Here is a 16,184-nt window from a genome sequence, read left to right on the forward strand (position 1 = left end):
CGATGTCCAAAAATTACCCGGCTCTGGCCCGCGCCATCATCGACGCGCTTGGCGGCGTCGACAACATTACCGCCGTCACCCACTGCATGACCCGTTTACGCTTTGTGGTGGTCAATAACGAGCGTGTCGATGCCGCTACGCTTAAAAGCCTGAGCGGCGTGCTGGGCGTGGTGCGCAGCGACAACCAGTGCCAGGTCATAATCGGCAATACGGTTTCCCAGGCGTTCCGCGAAGTCACCGCCCAGCTCCCCGGTACGCTACCACCCGCCGTCGAACAGGCAAAACCCAAACTCACGCTGCGCCGTATCGGCGCGGGGATCCTCGATGCGCTGATCGGCACCATGTCACCGCTGATCCCGGCGATCATCGGCGGCTCGATGATCAAGCTGCTGGCGATGGTGCTGGAGATGTCCGGTTTGCTCAGCAAGGGGTCGCCAACGCTGACCATTCTGACGGTGATTGGTGACGGCGCCTTTTTCTTCCTGCCGCTGATGGTGGCCGCTTCCGCCGCGCTGAAGTTCAAAACCAACCTGTCGCTTGCCATCGCCATTGCCGGCGTGCTGGTGCACCCGGCGTTTATCGATCTCATGGCAAAAGCCGCCCAGGGTGAACAGGTACAGTTTGCGATGATCCCGGTCACGGCGGTGAAATACACCTATACGGTGATCCCGGCGCTGGTGATGACCTGGTGCCTGTCGTACATCGAGCGCTGGGTCGACAAAATCACTCCTGCGGTGACCAAAAACTTCCTCAAACCGATGCTGATCGTTCTGATTGCCGCCCCGCTGGCTATCCTGCTGATTGGCCCGATTGGTATCTGGATCGGTAGCGCCATTTCCGCGCTGGTGTACACCATTCACGGTTATCTGGGCTGGCTCTCCGTCGCCATTATGGGCGCGCTGTGGCCGCTGCTGGTGATGACCGGGATGCACCGCGTGTTTACACCAACCATCATTCAGACCATCGCTGAAACCGGTAAAGAAGGCATGGTGATGCCCTCAGAAATTGGTGCCAACCTGTCGCTCGGCGGCTCTTCGCTGGCGGTGGCATGGAAAACCAAAAACCCGGAACTGCGCCAGACGGCGCTGGCAGCGGCGGCTTCAGCCATTCTCGCCGGGATCTCCGAACCTGCATTGTACGGCGTGGCGGTACGCCTCAAGCGGCCGCTGATAGCCAGCCTCATCAGCGGTTTTATCTGCGGCGCGGTCGCCGGTATTGCCGGGCTCGCCAGCCATTCGATGGCGGCTCCGGGCCTCTTCACCAGCGTACAGTTTTTTGACCCGGCTAACCCGATGACCATCGTCTGGGTGTTCGGCGTCATGGCGCTGGCAGTAGTGCTCTCTTTCATCCTGACGCTGCTGCTGGGCTTTGAAGATATTCCCGTCGACGCCGACGCCGCCGTGGCGCGGGCAAAACATGCGGCAGAAAACCGCGCTGTAAAAATTTGATTCACATATTAATGAGGTAACGGATGTCGAGTTTTCCGCAGGGATTTTTATGGGGCGGCGCCCTGGCCGCCAACCAGTCGGAAGGGGCATACCTTGCTGGCGGTAAAGGCTTAACCACCGTGGATACCATTCCCCACGGCGAACACCGGATGCCGGTTAAGCTGGGGCTTGAGAAACGCTTCACCCTGCGTGAAGACGAATATTATCCGAGCCATGAGGCTATCGATTTCTATCATCGTTACAAAGAAGATATCGCTCTGATGGCGGAGATGGGCTTTAGCGTCTTTCGCACCTCTATCGCCTGGAGCCGCCTCTACCCGCGCGGCGATGAGCTGACGCCAAACCCTGAGGGCATTGCCTTCTACCGTGCCGTTTTTGAAGAGTGTCATAAATACGGAATCGAACCGCTGGTCACGTTGTGCCACTTCGACGTACCGATGCATCTGGTGACCGAGTACGGCTCCTGGCGCAGCCGTAAGATGGTCGAGTTTTTTACCCGCTATGCGCAAACCTGTTTCGAAGCCTTTGACGGGCTGGTGAAATACTGGCTGACCTTTAATGAAATCAACATCATGCTCCATAGCCCTTACTCCGGCGCCGGTCTGGTATTTGAAGAAGGTGAAAATCAGGAGCAGGTAAAATATCAGGCCGCACACCACGAGCTGGTGGCGAGCGCCCTCGCCACCCAAATCGCTCATCAGGTCAACCCCAACAATCAGGTCGGCTGTATGCTCGCAGGCGGTAATTTTTACCCCTGGTCCTGCAAACCTGAAGATGTCTGGGCGGCACTGGAAAAAGACCGCGAGAATCTGTTCTTTATTGACGTCCAGGCGCGCGGAGCTTATCCAGCCTATGCCGCACGGGTTTTCCGTGAAAAAGGCATCAGCATTGTCAAAGCGCCGGGTGATGATGAAGCCTTGCGGCACACCGTCGACTTCGTCTCTTTCAGTTATTACGCCTCCCGCTGCGCCTCAGCTGATATGAATCAGCAGAAGACTAATGCGGCAAACGTGGTGAAATCGCTGAAAAACCCGCACATCCAGGCAAGCGAATGGGGCTGGGGGATTGATCCGCTGGGGCTGCGCATCACCATGAACATGATGTACGACCGCTACCAGAAACCGCTGTTCCTGGTCGAAAACGGCCTCGGCGCGCGCGATGAAGTTAACGCCCATGGTGAAATTCACGATGACTACCGCATTGCCTACCTGCGTGAACACATTAAAGCGATGGCACAAGCCATTGACGACGGCGTGCCGCTGATGGGCTATACCACCTGGGGCTGCATCGATCTGGTGTCTGCCTCTACCGGTGAAATGAGTAAGCGCTATGGGTTTGTGTATGTCGATCGTGATGACGCTGGCCACGGTACGCTGGCGCGCACGCGTAAGAAATCATTCTGGTGGTACAAAAAAGTGATCGCTAGTAACGGGGAAGATTTGACGTAGGTGTCGGGTTTCCCTTCACCCTGACCCTCTCCCCACGGGGAGAGGGAAAATGCTACTCTTCTTCCGCTACCAGCAGAGCGAAACCGCCGTTGCCCTGCCAGTCGCCGAGACGTTGATACAGCACCTCAACGGCGGCTTTAATCTTCGGCGTCATCGGATAATAAAAACCAACAATATCAGGCTGAATGCCGACAAATATCACCTCACCGATGTCCTCTTTCAGCTGATCGATCAGGTAGTTCAGCGGCATATTATGGGTGGTCATCAGGAACATTTCTGCAATATCGTCCGGGTCGACAATGCGAATTTCACCGGGTTCGAGCCCCATGTCAGTGGCATCGACAATCATCAGCCGCTGTGGCTGCAGTTCACGGATGGCTGCCACTTCTCTTTCCGGCGCACTGCCGCCATCGAAAACAATCCACTCACCCTGCGGCGCGGCGGCACACATTTCCGCCAGCAGCGGACCGGCTCCGTCGTCTCCCATCATGCTGTTGCCGACGCACAGTATTACGCTGGTCACATTAATCTCCCACCTTAATTGAAGAAACACCCTGCTGATGTCAACGAAACTTCAGCGCCGAATATCTTATATTGCACGCAGCACATAAATACTGATCTCAAATAGCATTGCTGAATCATTGCGACTATCAGACGATTTCTATCGAACAGGCTGAAGAGATGAATGACGTAAAGAAGCTGTCAGGCAAGAAAATAAGAACGATTCCCATTTCAAATGAGGAATGGAATAAACACCTGATAGCGATGATTAATTCCGGCGTCGAACCTGAACTGCTGGAATTCTTTCATCAGTTAAAAGACGAGCGTGACGAATATCGTATTCTGGTTGATATCACCAACTCGGTGCTGGCCCACCTCGATCGTGATGGTCTGGTCGGCGCTATCGCCGAAGATATTCATCGTTATTTCGCCATTCCGTCAGTCGCTATCGCCTTTCTCGACGGCGGAAATGCAGGGCACTACCCGGTTACGCACTGCCTGTGGAAAGAGGATAACCGCTATTACTGCGAACAGAAAAACTATCCGCTGACAAATCACCTCCAGCAGCCACAGGCGGTGGCGCTGAGTGAACACACCAGTGAACCACTGCTTCACCATCTTTATTGTGCTGGAATGCGGGTGGCGCTGCTATTACCGCTAACCTTTAATTCCCACTCGCCGGGTATTTTGATCCTCGCCCATACCGATATCGGCGCGTTTACTCCCGCCGTCTGTTCGCTTTTGGGGCAAATCGCATCGCGTATCAGCATTGCCGTCGATAATTCCAACGCCTGGGACGAAATAACCCGGCTTAAAGATGCACTGAAACAGGAAAATACCTGGCTTAACGAACAGATCCAAAATGCTGAAAGCCTGAACGATATTATTTTCCAGAGCGCGGCGATGAAGAATTTGCTGCGCCAGGTCGAGATTGTCGCGACCAGCGACAGCACCGTTCTATTGTTGGGTGAAACCGGCACTGGCAAAGAGCTTATCGCTCGCGCCATTCACAAACTCAGCCCGCTGTCTGCCGGACCGCTGGTGAAAATTAACTGTGCCGCGATCCCTGCAAGCCTGCTGGAAAGCGACCTCTTTGGCCATGAAAAAGGAGCGTTTACCGGTGCCACCAGCACCCATATCGGACGCTTCGAAATGGCGGAAGGCGGTACGCTGTTTCTCGACGAAATTGGCGACATGCCGCTTGAGCTGCAGCCCAAACTGCTGCGGGTACTGCAGGAGCGCGAAATCGAGCGCGTCGGCGGCCACCAGGTCATCCCGGTGAACGTGCGGGTAGTGGCCGCCACCAACCGCAATCTGCAACAGATGGTGGAAGAGAAAACCTTCCGCAGTGACCTCTTTTACCGCCTGAACGTCTTCCCGGTGGAGGTGCCTCCGCTGCGCGATCGCCCGGAGGATATTCCCCCACTGGTGACCAGCTTTACCCGTAAGCTGGCAGCGCGAATGAATAAAACTATCGATACCGTCCCTGCCGCCGGGATCCAGGCGCTGTGCAGCTACCCGTGGCCGGGTAACGTGAGGGAGCTACAGAACGTGATTGAACGTGCGGTGATCCTCACCCAGGGCAGTACGCTGAATCTGCAGCTTAACGATCTGAAAATACCGGCCGCTGTCGCCCCGGTGGCACCCGCCCACACGGCAACCCGCAGGCTACCCGCCATGTTCAACCCGCAGACGCCGGAGAACGACGATGCCGAGCGGGCCCGTATTATTCAGGCGCTACGCGAAACCAACGGGATTGTCGCCGGGCCGAAAGGCGCGGCTATCAAGCTTGGGCTAAAGCGCACTACGCTATTATCGAGAATGCAGCGGTTAGGGATTAACACGCGGGAGCTGTAAGCGCTCCCGCATTATACCCGTCATACTTCAAGCTGCAGGTGCGTTGGCTACGTTTGCCTGCAACTCGAATTATTTAGGGTTTAGTTGGGCATCAATGACGTTTAACGATCAGGTAAATCGCCGGTTCGCGCTCAATTTCCGCCAGCAGCTCAATCAGGCGCAGGCTCCAGCTTTTGAAGGGCTCTGCGCCGGTTTTACTCAGCGCATCAACGGTATGGGCGAGCAACGAGGTGTGCGTCGAGTCGATGGTAATTTCACCAAACTTCAGCAGCCCGCTCAGTTTGCGCCGCCCCTCACCTTCGGGCAACAGCGCCAGCCAGTCGTTGAAGCCTGCCAGCGGACACTGTAGCTCCGTTTTCAGACAATCAATCATGCCGACGTGATGACCAATCGCCAGCGAGTAGTACATCACCTGCTGGCTTTCGGTGGGCATATCCTCGTCGCTGTCGACAAACTTCTGGCGCAGCGACCAGAAGGTCACTTTTCCGCTGTCGCTCATGCCACCACCTGCCCGGCAACAATGCCCGTCAACCGCTGCACAATCTCTGCCAGCCGCGGATCGTTTTCCTGCTTGAGCCAGGCTTCAACGCCCGCCGCTTCTTTGTGCTGCAACAGGTCGAGGAAACGGTGGCTTATCATTTTCCCCTGCCGGTAACCGGCCATTCGCCGCGCTTCACGCTCAACCGACACGCGCAGGCTCAACGGGATATCCGGCAGGATAAGCGTTGGCTTCTCGTCCTCACCCTGGACGTGTTCAATGCCTTTCAGTTTTTGGTCGAGCAACCCCAGCGCTACGGCAAAACCGTGGATGGTCGCCGCAGGAGTTGGCGGGCAGCCCGGGATCCACACGTCTACCGGCACGATGGTGTCGCTACCGCCCCAGACGCAGTAGAGATCGTGGAAGATCCCACCGCCGACGCCGCAGGCGCCGTAGGAGATGCAGATTTTCGGATCCGGAGCCGATTCATACGCCCGCAGCGCGGGTACGCGCATGGCGCGGGTCACGGCGCCGGTGAATAGCAGAATATCGGCATGACGCGGTGAAGCCACCACTTTGATACCGAAACGCTCGGCGTCGAAAACCGGGGTAATCGCGGAGAAGATCTCGATTTCGCAGCCGTTACAGCCGCCGCAGTCCACGCGGTAAACATAAGCCGAACGCTTGATATCTTTCAGCAGCGTTTGCTTCATCCGTGCGACGTCGTCGGCAAGCGTAATCGGCTGGCTGACGTGATGGTTAAATTCGCTCATGACGCTCCTCCGCGACGGTAAAACTGATGGGCTGCCGGTCATGACTGGCGAGGGTCTGCTTGCGTTTGCACGCCGGGCAGGTACAGAACTGCTCGCTCATCCCCGCCAGCGCCTCATCGCTGACGCCGGACTGGCGCAGCAGCTCGATGGCATATTGCACCGATTTCTCCGGCGTGAAAGGCTGCTGGCACGACACGCAGTGCTGCAGGCGAAACACCGCCGTCACGTAAAGATCGGCTTTATTCGTGACCGCCAGTTCGAAATCTTCCGACAGCCGAATGGCGTTCGTCGGGCACACTTCTTCGCAGCGGCCGCAGAAGATGCAGCGACCAATGAACAACTGCCAGATGCGTTCGTTCGTTTCCGGATGCGTTTCCATGGTCAACGCATTCGCCGGGCACGCCATCGTACAGGCGGCGCAGGCGATACACTGCTGTGGGTTCAGCTCCGGTTTTCCACGAAATCCCGGGCAAACCTCCAGCGGCTGGAACGGGTATTTCACCGTCGGTTCACCGGCTTTCAGGATAGTTTTAAACAGTTTCAGCATCGTTCAATCCTTACTTAAGCGGCGACTGGGCGCGCTCAATGCCATAACGTTCAATCTCTTTGTACGGCACCGTGGTGGATTTGCGTTTGCGCACGTCCACTAAGGTCACGCGGTCGGTACAGGAGTAGCACGGGTCAAGACTCCCGATAATCAACGGCGCATCAGAGATATGGTTGCCGCGTAGCATGTAGCGCAGCACCGGCCAGTTGGCGTAGGTCGCCGCACGGCAGCGCCAGCGGAACAGCTTCTGGTTATCGCCGAGCATGCTCCAGTGCACGTCTTCACCACGCGGTGCCTCAACGTAGCCCAGCGCAAACTTATGCGGCTGATAGGTAAAGCCCTCGGTCAGCAGCGGCCCTTCGCCCATGGTTTCCAGCGCATATTCAATCATCGCCAGCGAGTCAAAGGTCTCTTTTACCCGCACCATCACGCGGGAGAAGACGTCGCCGCCGTCAAAGGCAAACAGGGTTTTCGGCAGGTTGCCGTAGTCGGCGTACGGGTGGTCAAAACGCATATCGCGCTTGAAGCCGCTGCCACGGATAAGCGGGCCCACCGGGCTGTAGTCGCGCGCCACCTGACGGTCGAGGATCCCCACGCCCTGGGTACGCTGTTCGATGTTTGGCGTCGCCATCAGCATCTCAACCAGGTCACTGACCTCGGCACGCATCTCGCGTACCAGCTGCAGCGTTTTAATCCGCTGCTCTTTCAGAATGTCGCGGCGAATACCGCCAATCAGGTTCAGGCCGTAGGTTTTACGCGAACCAGTGAGCAGTTCCGCCATGGTCATCGACTTCTCGCGCACGCGGAAGAACTGCATAAAACCGGTGTCGAAGCCGACAAAGTGACTGGACAGTCCGATATTCAGCAGATGGCTGTGCAGGCGTTCAACCTCCAGCAGAATCGAGCGAATGGTGTGCGCTCGCTGTGGCACCACGATACCTAAGGCATTTTCAACCGACGTGGCGTAGGCCACGCTGTGGGCAAAGCCGCAAATGCCGCACACGCGGTCAGAAAGGAAGGTGACTTCGTTATAGCCCATGCGCGTTTCAGCGAGCTTTTCCATCCCACGGTGTACGTAGAACAGACGGTAATCAGCATCGACTATCTGCTCGCCGTCGACGAACAGGCGGAAGTGGCCTGGCTCATCGGAGGTGATATGCATCGGGCCTACGGGCACCACGCGCGAACTCTTGTCACCGTCATTGGTAAACGGATAGGTTTCAGTCTCCGTCGTCGGTGCCGGGCGCTGGCGATAGTCCATCGCATCTTTGCGCAGCGGATACATATCATCCGGCCAGTCGTCCGGCAGCACCAGACGGCGCTCATCCGGCAGACCCACCGGCGTCAGGCCGTACATGTCGCGGATTTCACGTTCGCCCCACACCGCCGCCGGAACGCGTGGCGTGACGGACGGGAACTCAAGAGAGTGATCGACCAGCGCCTTCACCACCACCCAGCACTTCTCGCCCTCTTCCATCGACAGCGCATAGTACACGGCGAAATGGCCGTTAAGGGTGCGCTCATCGTTGCCGAACAGCACCGGCAACCAGCCGCCGCACTGGTAGTAAAGAAACTCGACTATCTCCGGCATCACGTTCATTTTGACGGTGATGGTGAGCTGGTCGTTGGTCTGGCGTTCTTCATCAAGAATGGCGCCGGGGAATTTCTCCCGCACCGCCGCCACATAGCCCATACCACGAAGACCACCCTGCGCCAGGCCGTTCATATATTGTTGATAACTCACTTCATTTCTCCAGTACACTCACGGGTGCAATCACTGTGATTCGAGGATGTGGCGCGGCTTGCCGCCCATGGCCATTGAAAGGTTTGCTGCGGCGTGGCCTTCATCACCACCGAGGCGGCGTTTTCCAGCATGCGGCTTACCGGCTGCGGAATATGCGTCCCCATAAGCAGCATCAGCACCAGCAGAATCGCCATCGGCAGCGTGGTCAGCAGACCAAGCTCACCGCGGCTGGTGGCTTGTGGGGCGGCACCAAACAGCAGACAGGCCACCATGCGTACCAGGCCGCCGAGCACCACGGTTAACAGCAGCAACAGGACGATGGTCAGCCATAAATGCCCGGCTGCCAGCCCCGCGGTGACGGTCATAAACTCACTGAGGAAGATGTTGAACGGCGGCATCCCGCCGAGCGCCAGCGCGCCGCCCGCCAGCAGTACTGCGCTGAACGGCATCAGTTTGAGCATGCCGCGCACCACGCCTAAATCACGGGTGCCGTACTTGAGCAGTACGTTACCGGAACCACAGAACAGCAGCGTTTTCGCAAGGCTGTGGTTGAGGGTGTGCAGCAATGCCGCCAGCACGCCAAGCGGGCCGCCAATCCCTAATGCCACGGCGATAAGCCCCATGTTCTCCACGCTGGAGTAGGCCAGCAGACGCTTAATGTCATGCTGTACCAGGATAAAGAACGCCGCCACGGCCACCGACAGCAGGCCGAAAATCAGCAGCAGCGTGCTCGGGAACTGCGGGCCAATGGCCTGGCTGATGATGATGTAGAAACGAATAATCACCAGCAGCGCGCAGTTGAGCAGCACCGCCGACAACAGTGCACTGGTAGGGCTTGGCGCTTCACTGTGCGCGTCCGGCAGCCAGGCATGCATCGGGAACAGCCCGGTTTTGGTACCAAAACCAATCAGCACGAACACAAACGCCAGGTGCATCAGCGTTGGGTCAAGTTCTCCGGCATGCTTCAGGACCTCGGTCCAGAAAATGGCATTGCCAGGATCCGGCATAAAGCTTGCCGCATTGGCGTACACGAGGATGGTGCCGAACAGGCCAAACGCAACGCCGACGGTACAGATGATGATGTACTTCCACGCCGCTTCCAGCGACGAACGCTGGCCGTAGATCCCCACCAGAAACGCCGAACTGAGGGTGGTGGCTTCAATGGCTGCCCACATCACAATCAGGTTATTACTAGTCACCACCAGCATCATGGTGAACAGGAACAGATGGAAGAAACCGTAGTAGTTGCACAGCGTCGCAACCGAGATTTCCCCTTCGTCTACCTCGTGGCGCATATAACCCATCGAGTACATCCCGGTCAGAAAACCGATAAGGCCAAGGATGCCAAGGAACAGTGCGCTCAGGCTGTCGACGTGCAGCCACAGGTTGCTGGAGAAAATGTCCCCCTGCTGATACACCGCGCCTACGGCGTAAAAAGTAACGCCGAGGAGCGCGAGAATACCGATACCGTGCAGCAGCGTGACCGCCGACCGTGCCGCAGCGCCGAGCGGCCTGCAGGCAAACGCCAGCAGCGAAAACAGCAGCGGCGTGACGATGAGTAAAGTAAAAATAGCATTATGACTCATGGTGTTATCCCTTCAGCGCCGTCAGTTTATTCACATCCAGCGTGCCGAGCGTGCGCCAGATTTTCCTCACCAGCAGCACCATGACGATCACCGCAAAGATAGCGTCAGTGGCAATCCCAATCTCCACCAGCTCCGGCGCTTTGTTCGCCAGCAGGGCGAGCACCAGGTGGGAGCCGTTCTCCATCAGGCAGTAGCCAAACACCTGCTTAAGGATGTTGCGTTGGGTCACGATGCACAGCAGCCCCAGCAGGAAGTGACCCAGCGCCACCGCCAGAGCAGGCTTCAGCTCGTGCAGCAGCGGCAGCGCCACCGGGCGCACCACAAACCAGCACAGCACCACGATCACCGCTGCGGCAACCATCAGCATTGCCGGGCTTATCAGGCTCACATCGGCTGCAGGGTCGGAGATCTTACGCAGGGCAAAGCCCATGATCAGCGGCACCAGCACCACCTTGGTGAGAAACGCGCTAAACGACCACATCAGCAGTTGTTCAGAATCCAGCGTTCTCGAGAGGGTGAAGAAAATCAGCACCAGCACCAGAGATTGCAGGGCGTAGAACCAGCAGGAACTACGCGGATGCCTGGCACCAATCACCAGCAGTGATGTCACCATCATCAGCCCGGCGAGATTATTAACAATTAAGGCTCCGGTCATCATCGACTCCCTTAGTTAAGCCAGAGGGCAGCAATGACGCTCGAGCACAGCGACATCACTATCAGCACGACCAATACCACACGCATTGCCAGCGGCAGCGGCGACATCTGCGCCACTTCCGGGCTCGGCTCACCGGGCACCACGCGACCAAACCAGTAAATCAGCCAGCCGAAGCTTGCCACCGACTCAATCAGTGCCAGCACCATGACCGGGATCAGCGCCCAGTCGTGGGTGGAGAGTGAGAAACCGGCGGCAAAAATCGGGAATTTACTGAAAAATCCGTTGAATGGCGGCACCCCGGCAATCGCCAGCGCGGCGGCGCAAAAGCCGATACCGAGCAGCGGAGATTTCCCCATCACGCCGCGCAGTTTCGGCAGCAGGCGCGTACCGCAGCTGTAGCTGAACGCCCCGGCAACGAGGAAGAACAGGCTCTTGGCGAACGCGTGGTTGAAGATGTAGGCGATACCGCCGTCGAAGGCCTCTTTCGAGCCCAGCACCGCCAGCGACAGCGCGAGGAAGATCCAGGCGAGCTGCGCAATGGTGGACCACGCCAGCAGGCGCTTCATATCTTTCTGCGGCAGATACATCATAAAGCCGTAGATAAGGGTGATGGTCGCCATCACGATACCGACCCAGCCAATCACGTGCGGCACATTGCCGCCGTCAATAATGGCGCGGGCAAAGATATAAACCCCGACTTTGACCATAGAAGCGGCGTGCAGGTAAGCACTCACCGGGGTAGGTGCTTCCATCGCGTCCGGCAGCCAGGCCTGCAACGGCAGCTGCGCCGATTTCCCCCATGCGGCGAACAGGATCCCGCCGTAGACGATGTAGCTGGCGCTGCCGGAAAGCTCGCGGAGCGCGCTCAGGGCAAATGTCCCGGTGTTGAGGAACAGCGTGGCCGCCGCCAGATACAGCCCCAGTGAAGCCACGTGAGTGATCAGCAGCGCTTTCATTGCCGAACGCTGGGATTTTGGCGTCTGGTAGTAACCAATCAGCGCCCAGGAACAGCCGCCGGTAATTTCGAAGAACAGCAGTTGCCCAAGCAGCGTGGATGAAAGCACCAGCCCGGCCATCGCGCCGATAAAGATAAGCAGAAACGCGTAGTAGCGATTGCCGCCATCATGCGGATGCTCACGGTTGCCGGTGGTCAGATAACCGGTCGAGTACAGGCTAACCAGCAGGCCAAGGAACACCACCGCAAACACAATCAGCGTGCTTATCCGGTCGATAGTGAAGCCGAAGAGCGCCACGCCGTGATAGCTCGCAAGCGTTACCGTTTGGGCGACCTTTCCGCCCACCAGAAATTGCCAGCCGAGCGCCACGGTGCCAAGGGTTGCCAGCAGCGCAAACAGGGTACAGATAATGCGCGCCCGGCGCTGGGGCAGACAGGCCGTCAGCAGTGCGCCGATAAACGGCAGCAGCAGGGTCGTCAGCGCTATTTTTTCCATCATTGAGTGCGCTCCTTACAGACCGGTAAAGTAAAAGACGAAGGCCAGCACCGCGACGCCGAAACCAAGCCAGGTCACGCGGTGGGTCAACAGAAAGCGTCCGCGCGCCAGCGAGTTCTCAACGATGGAGGCCAGCACAAACACCACCACCAGCTTGATGAGCATCACCACCAGCGCCAGCAGCAAGGCCGATGCCGTAAAGCTCGTCGCTTTGCCAAACGGAATGAACACCGCGAGGAACATTTCGGCGACCACCACCTGCTTGAGGCCAATCCCCCACTTCACCAGCGCAAAGTCGGAGCCGGAATACTCGGTCAGTGGCCCTTCCTGCAGCTCCTGCTCGGCTTCCGCAACGTCGAACGGGATTTTGCCCATTTCGATAAATGCGGCAAATCCGCAGGCGAGGAAGGCCATGAAAATCGCCAGTGGTGAAGACCAGCCTTCTGACAGCACGGCGCTGATGGTGCCAATATTGGTAGAACCGACAATCAGCGCCACCACCAGCAGGCCGAGGATTAAAATCGGCTCCACCAGGATGCCAAGCGTCAGCTCGCGGCTGGCGCCAATTCCGGCGAAGGTGCTGCTGCTGTCGAGCCCGGAAAGCGAAAAGAAGAAGCGGAACAACGCAAACAGGTACAGCAGGGTTATCAGGTCTCCCGCCCCGCCGAACGGCGAGGTGCGGGTAAAGACCGGCAGCGCCATCGCCACCAGCAGCATGCTGCTGAGCAGCACCCACGGCATAACGCGGAACATTGCGCCGGACTGCTTCGGCCCTACCGGCTGGCGCTTCATGAGCTTGCCGAGGTCCCGGTAGTCCTGAAGAATGCCCGGGCCACGGCGCGACTGCATTCGTGCGCGGATCTGGCGGGAAATGCCGGTCATCAGCGGCGTCAGCGCCAGCAGCACCGCTGCCTGGCAGAGCGCAAACAGCCCCATTCCCCACTCTGGCGTTTGTTGGATTAACATCTCATTCTCCTCACAGGGCCACGGTCAGTAACAGAACGACCAGCGCCACCACCACGTACAGGCAGTAGAGGCGGAAGTCCCCGCTCTGCATCCGCTGGATCCCGGCACCCATCCGCTGAACCAGGCGCACCAGCGGCCAGATAATGCGATCGTCCCAGAACGGTTCGACCGCCGCGGCGCCTTCGGTAACTTTCGTCAGGCTGCGGTTTAGCCGTGCAGAAGGATCAAGCTGCTTACGCATCCGGTACAACGGAGCGAACATCACCCGCAGCGGCTGGGTAAAGCTGCCTGCGGAAGCAGACATCGCCTCTTCCCACGCGTAGCCACAGGCCCACGGCTCACCGCGGCGGCGAAACGCACCACGCTCACCACGCAGCGCCCACCACACCGCAAGCGGCAGTACCGGCAGCGCAATCAGCAGCAGGAACGAGACCGCCGGAGAGAGCATCGCCTGTCCGCTGCTTCCCGGCTGCAGCACCATGTTGCTTGCCACGGTCACCTCGGCACCGTGGGTCAGCGAAGCCGCCACCTGCGCCAATACCGGAGCCACGACGGAAGCCCCGACGCCCAGCGCCACGCACAGCAGCGCCATGACGATCATCGCCGCAGTCATCGGCCACGGCACCTCACGCGCATGCTCCGCCTGCTCGCTGCGCGCACCGCCGCAGAAGCTAATTCCGTAAACTTTGACGAAGCACATCGCCGCCAGCGCACCGGTTATCGCCAGCATGACGATGGCTACCGGCCCCGCCAGACGCATAGCGAAATCGCCGTCGTGACTCATGGTGAAGAGCGACTGATAGGTAAACCACTCGCTGACGAAGCCGTTCAGCGGTGGCAATGCAGAAATGGACATACAGCCGATGAGGAAAGCAGCACCGGTAAGCGGCATCAGCTTCGCGAGACCGCCCATTTTTTCCATATCACGGGTGTGAACGCGGAAGATAACCGCCCCGGCGCCAAGGAACAGCAGGCCTTTAAACAGAGCATGATTCAAAAGGTGGAACAGTGCGCCAAGCAGGCCAATGACCGCCAGCACCGGGTGATGGCTGGCAATGCCGACCATTCCAACGCCAACGCCCATCAGGATGATGCCGATGTTCTCAACCGTGTGCCACGCCAGCAGGCGTTTGATATCGTGTTCGGCCAGCGCATACAGCACGCCCAGCACCGAAGATACCGCGCCAAAGGCCAGCACCAGAATGCCCCACCAGCTCTGGCTTGCACCGAGCAGGTCGATACCCACTTTAATGATACCGAAGATCCCGACCTTCACCATCACCCCGGACATCAGCGCGGAGGCATGGGAAGGCGCCGCCGGGTGCGCCTTCGGCAGCCAGCTATGCAAGGGCAACATACCGGCTTTGGCACCAAACCCGAGGAACGCGAGGATAAAGACGACCGATGCCATTACCGGGTTCAGATTCAGGTGACGGAACGATTCAAACTCGAGGCTGCCGCTTTCGCGCCACATCAGGAAGAAGGCCACCATGATGAGCACCGAACCGGCATGGGCGATAAAGAAGTAGAGCAAGCCCGCTTTAATGGACTCTTCGCTCTGGTCGGCAATCACCAGGAACCACGATGCCAGCGACATCATTTCAAACAGAATGATGAACCAGAAGCCGTTATCCATCACCATCAGGCCAACCATCGAGGCGATGAACAGATTCATAAAGAAGCCCATCGACGCAGCACCTTTGCCAAGATACTCCTCCATATAGGAAAGCGAGTAGAGCGCGCAAAGGGTGACCAGCAGCGAGATGACCATCACCATGAAGGCGGCCAGGCTGTCCATACGGACGCTAAATGAGGCAAACGAGAACGGCCCCGTCGCGCTCCAGGTCAGCACCTCGCCACCTAACAAGACCGGCAGCGCGCTGCAAAGCCCGAGGATCCCGCCCACGATGGCGCACAGCCCGGCAATGCGGATAGCGCCCCGCTCGTTATTCTGCAGCAGCAGCGAAATCACCCCACCGGCGACATACAGCACCACAGACCACATCAGTAATTGCAGTGAATCCATCAGTTTTGCTCCCCTGTAAGGTTAGCCATGCCCGGCAGCGCATCCGGCATCGACAGCGCCGTCAGCGCCCGGCGCTGCTGCATCTGTGCGTCTACCGATTCAGGCTCGATCAGGTGCAGCGCGTGCGTTGGACAAGAGCGAATGCAGGCAGGCCCTTCCGGCAGGAAATGGCACAGATCGCACTTCACCGCGATGCTGCGGATACCCGCGTCCCAGCTCAGGAACGGGTTTATCCCCTCCGGACTTGCCGGGACGTCGCCGAGCAGCGAAACGGGTACCACGTGTTCGTACTGGCGGGGCACGTCCACCGGCGTACTGCCTGCCGGAGTAATGGCGCCAAAGGGGCACACCAGGCCGCAGAGCTTGCAGCCAATGCACAGGCTCTCATTAAGCTGAACGCCGCCGTCTTCGAAGGCGATAGCGTTCACCGGGCACACCTGTTTGCAGGGTGCGTCTTCGCAATGACGACACAGCATCGGCGCAGTGCTGTTTCCGGTTCGCGTCATCGTAAGCCTGGGATGTTGCTGTAACCCCTGCGCTTTGTGGACATCCGTGCATGCCGCGAGGCAGGTATTGCATCCGATGCACCACTGAGGATCCGCAATCACAAAGCGGTTCATGTGTATTCCTCTGAAGCTGAAGAAAATGATCTCGCTGGATTAGCAAATCCCGTGCCATTTAATTATTTGCAATAAAATCAAATA

At 58.3% G+C, this 16,184-nt stretch carries 14 protein-coding genes; 3 read left to right on the forward strand and 11 right to left on the reverse strand.

The features are described 5' to 3' along the window. The first annotated feature begins 2 nt into the window (after positions 1-2). On the forward strand, positions 3-1,448 hold the full coding sequence (gene ascF / locus GYRE_RS10965) for a PTS cellobiose/arbutin/salicin transporter subunit IIBC (protein WP_038255238.1): 1,446 nt from the start codon (positions 3-5) through the stop codon (positions 1,446-1,448). Between the two features lie 23 nt (positions 1,449-1,471). Then, positions 1,472-2,896 (forward strand): 6-phospho-beta-glucosidase, encoded by a 1,425-nt coding sequence (locus tag GYRE_RS10970; RefSeq protein WP_038255240.1) that lies wholly within the window; start codon positions 1,472-1,474, stop codon positions 2,894-2,896. A 52-nt stretch (positions 2,897-2,948) separates the two neighbouring features. On the opposite strand, the gene hycI is transcribed toward GYRE_RS10970, so the two are convergent. After that, on the reverse strand, positions 2,949-3,419 hold the full coding sequence (hycI, locus tag GYRE_RS10975) for a hydrogenase maturation peptidase HycI (RefSeq protein ID WP_038255241.1): 471 nt from the start codon (positions 3,417-3,419) through the stop codon (positions 2,949-2,951). Between the two features lie 158 nt (positions 3,420-3,577). Here hycI and GYRE_RS10980 point away from each other — a divergent pair, with 158 nt between their 5' ends. Continuing rightward, positions 3,578-5,254: a sigma 54-interacting transcriptional regulator gene (locus GYRE_RS10980; protein WP_276329942.1), complete on the forward strand. Its 1,677-nt coding sequence runs from the start codon at positions 3,578-3,580 to the stop codon at positions 5,252-5,254. Positions 5,255-5,345: 91 nt separating this feature from the next. Here GYRE_RS10980 and GYRE_RS10985 read toward each other — a convergent pair whose 3' ends face one another. Genes GYRE_RS10985 through GYRE_RS11030 form a run of 10 tightly spaced genes read right to left on the reverse strand, consistent with a single transcriptional unit; the run spans position 5,346 to position 16,100 of the window. Next, the gene (locus GYRE_RS10985) at positions 5,346-5,753 is read right to left on the reverse strand and encodes a formate hydrogenlyase maturation HycH family protein (RefSeq protein WP_006818560.1); all 408 of its coding nucleotides are present in this window, start codon (positions 5,751-5,753) and stop codon (positions 5,346-5,348) included. After that, positions 5,750-6,505, reverse strand: coding sequence for an NADH-quinone oxidoreductase subunit B family protein (locus tag GYRE_RS10990; RefSeq protein ID WP_038255242.1), 756 nt, complete (start codon positions 6,503-6,505; stop codon positions 5,750-5,752). The genes GYRE_RS10985 and GYRE_RS10990 overlap by 4 nt, the downstream gene beginning before the upstream one ends. Then, positions 6,492-7,052, reverse strand: coding sequence for a hydrogenase 4 subunit H (gene hyfH, locus GYRE_RS10995; RefSeq protein WP_006818558.1), 561 nt, complete (start codon positions 7,050-7,052; stop codon positions 6,492-6,494). The genes GYRE_RS10990 and hyfH overlap by 14 nt, the downstream gene beginning before the upstream one ends. 10 nt (positions 7,053-7,062) lie before the next feature. Beyond that, complete coding sequence (locus GYRE_RS11000) at positions 7,063-8,796, reverse strand: hydrogenase large subunit (RefSeq protein ID WP_038255244.1); 1,734 nt, start codon at positions 8,794-8,796, stop codon at positions 7,063-7,065. Continuing rightward, positions 8,793-10,382 (reverse strand): hydrogenase 4 subunit F, encoded by a 1,590-nt coding sequence (locus GYRE_RS11005; RefSeq protein WP_006818556.1) that lies wholly within the window; start codon positions 10,380-10,382, stop codon positions 8,793-8,795. Before GYRE_RS11005 ends, GYRE_RS11000 begins: the two co-directional genes overlap by 4 nt. Before the next feature lie 4 nt (positions 10,383-10,386). Next, on the reverse strand, positions 10,387-11,037 hold the full coding sequence (gene hyfE / locus GYRE_RS11010) for a hydrogenase 4 membrane subunit (protein ID WP_038255247.1): 651 nt from the start codon (positions 11,035-11,037) through the stop codon (positions 10,387-10,389). Positions 11,038-11,048: 11 nt separating this feature from the next. Then, positions 11,049-12,491 carry a hydrogenase 4 subunit D gene (locus GYRE_RS11015; protein WP_006818554.1) on the reverse strand — a complete coding sequence of 481 codons (1,443 nt, stop codon included), beginning with the start codon at positions 12,489-12,491 and terminating at the stop codon, positions 11,049-11,051. A gap of 12 nt (positions 12,492-12,503) precedes the next feature. Further along, the gene (locus GYRE_RS11020) at positions 12,504-13,454 is read right to left on the reverse strand and encodes a respiratory chain complex I subunit 1 family protein (protein WP_006818553.1); all 951 of its coding nucleotides are present in this window, start codon (positions 13,452-13,454) and stop codon (positions 12,504-12,506) included. Between the two features lie 10 nt (positions 13,455-13,464). After that, positions 13,465-15,480, reverse strand: a complete 2,016-nt coding sequence (hyfB, locus tag GYRE_RS11025) for a hydrogenase 4 subunit B (protein ID WP_038255249.1) — start codon at positions 15,478-15,480, stop codon at positions 13,465-13,467. Then, entirely contained in the window at positions 15,480-16,100 is a 621-nt protein-coding gene (locus GYRE_RS11030; RefSeq protein WP_006818551.1) for a 4Fe-4S dicluster domain-containing protein, read from the reverse strand. The genes hyfB and GYRE_RS11030 overlap by 1 nt, the downstream gene beginning before the upstream one ends. Between the last annotated feature and the right edge of the window lie 84 nt (positions 16,101-16,184).

Origin of the sequence: Yokenella regensburgei ATCC 49455 (assembly GCF_000735455.1) — a bacterium.
In the GTDB taxonomy this organism is placed as follows: domain Bacteria; phylum Pseudomonadota; class Gammaproteobacteria; order Enterobacterales; family Enterobacteriaceae; genus Yokenella; species Yokenella regensburgei.

Excerpts from the sequence above, each read along its gene's own strand:
- ascF (WP_038255238.1), top strand. The coding sequence starts at position 3 with ATGTCCAAAAATTACCCGGCTCTGGCCCGCGCCATCATCGACGCGCTT.
- GYRE_RS10970 (WP_038255240.1), top strand. The coding sequence starts at position 1,472 with ATGTCGAGTTTTCCGCAGGGATTTTTATGGGGCGGCGCCCTGGCCGCC.
- GYRE_RS10980 (WP_276329942.1), top strand. The coding sequence starts at position 3,578 with ATGAATGACGTAAAGAAGCTGTCAGGCAAGAAAATAAGAACGATTCCC.
- GYRE_RS10985 (WP_006818560.1), bottom strand. The coding sequence starts at position 5,753 with ATGAGCGACAGCGGAAAAGTGACCTTCTGGTCGCTGCGCCAGAAGTTT.
- GYRE_RS10990 (WP_038255242.1), bottom strand. The coding sequence starts at position 6,505 with ATGAGCGAATTTAACCATCACGTCAGCCAGCCGATTACGCTTGCCGAC.
- hyfH (WP_006818558.1), bottom strand. The coding sequence starts at position 7,052 with ATGCTGAAACTGTTTAAAACTATCCTGAAAGCCGGTGAACCGACGGTG.
- GYRE_RS11005 (WP_006818556.1), bottom strand. The coding sequence starts at position 10,382 with ATGAGTCATAATGCTATTTTTACTTTACTCATCGTCACGCCGCTGCTG.
- hyfE (WP_038255247.1), bottom strand. The coding sequence starts at position 11,037 with ATGACCGGAGCCTTAATTGTTAATAATCTCGCCGGGCTGATGATGGTG.
- GYRE_RS11015 (WP_006818554.1), bottom strand. The coding sequence starts at position 12,491 with ATGATGGAAAAAATAGCGCTGACGACCCTGCTGCTGCCGTTTATCGGC.
- GYRE_RS11020 (WP_006818553.1), bottom strand. The coding sequence starts at position 13,454 with ATGTTAATCCAACAAACGCCAGAGTGGGGAATGGGGCTGTTTGCGCTC.
- hyfB (WP_038255249.1), bottom strand. The coding sequence starts at position 15,480 with ATGGATTCACTGCAATTACTGATGTGGTCTGTGGTGCTGTATGTCGCC.
- GYRE_RS11030 (WP_006818551.1), bottom strand. The coding sequence starts at position 16,100 with ATGAACCGCTTTGTGATTGCGGATCCTCAGTGGTGCATCGGATGCAAT.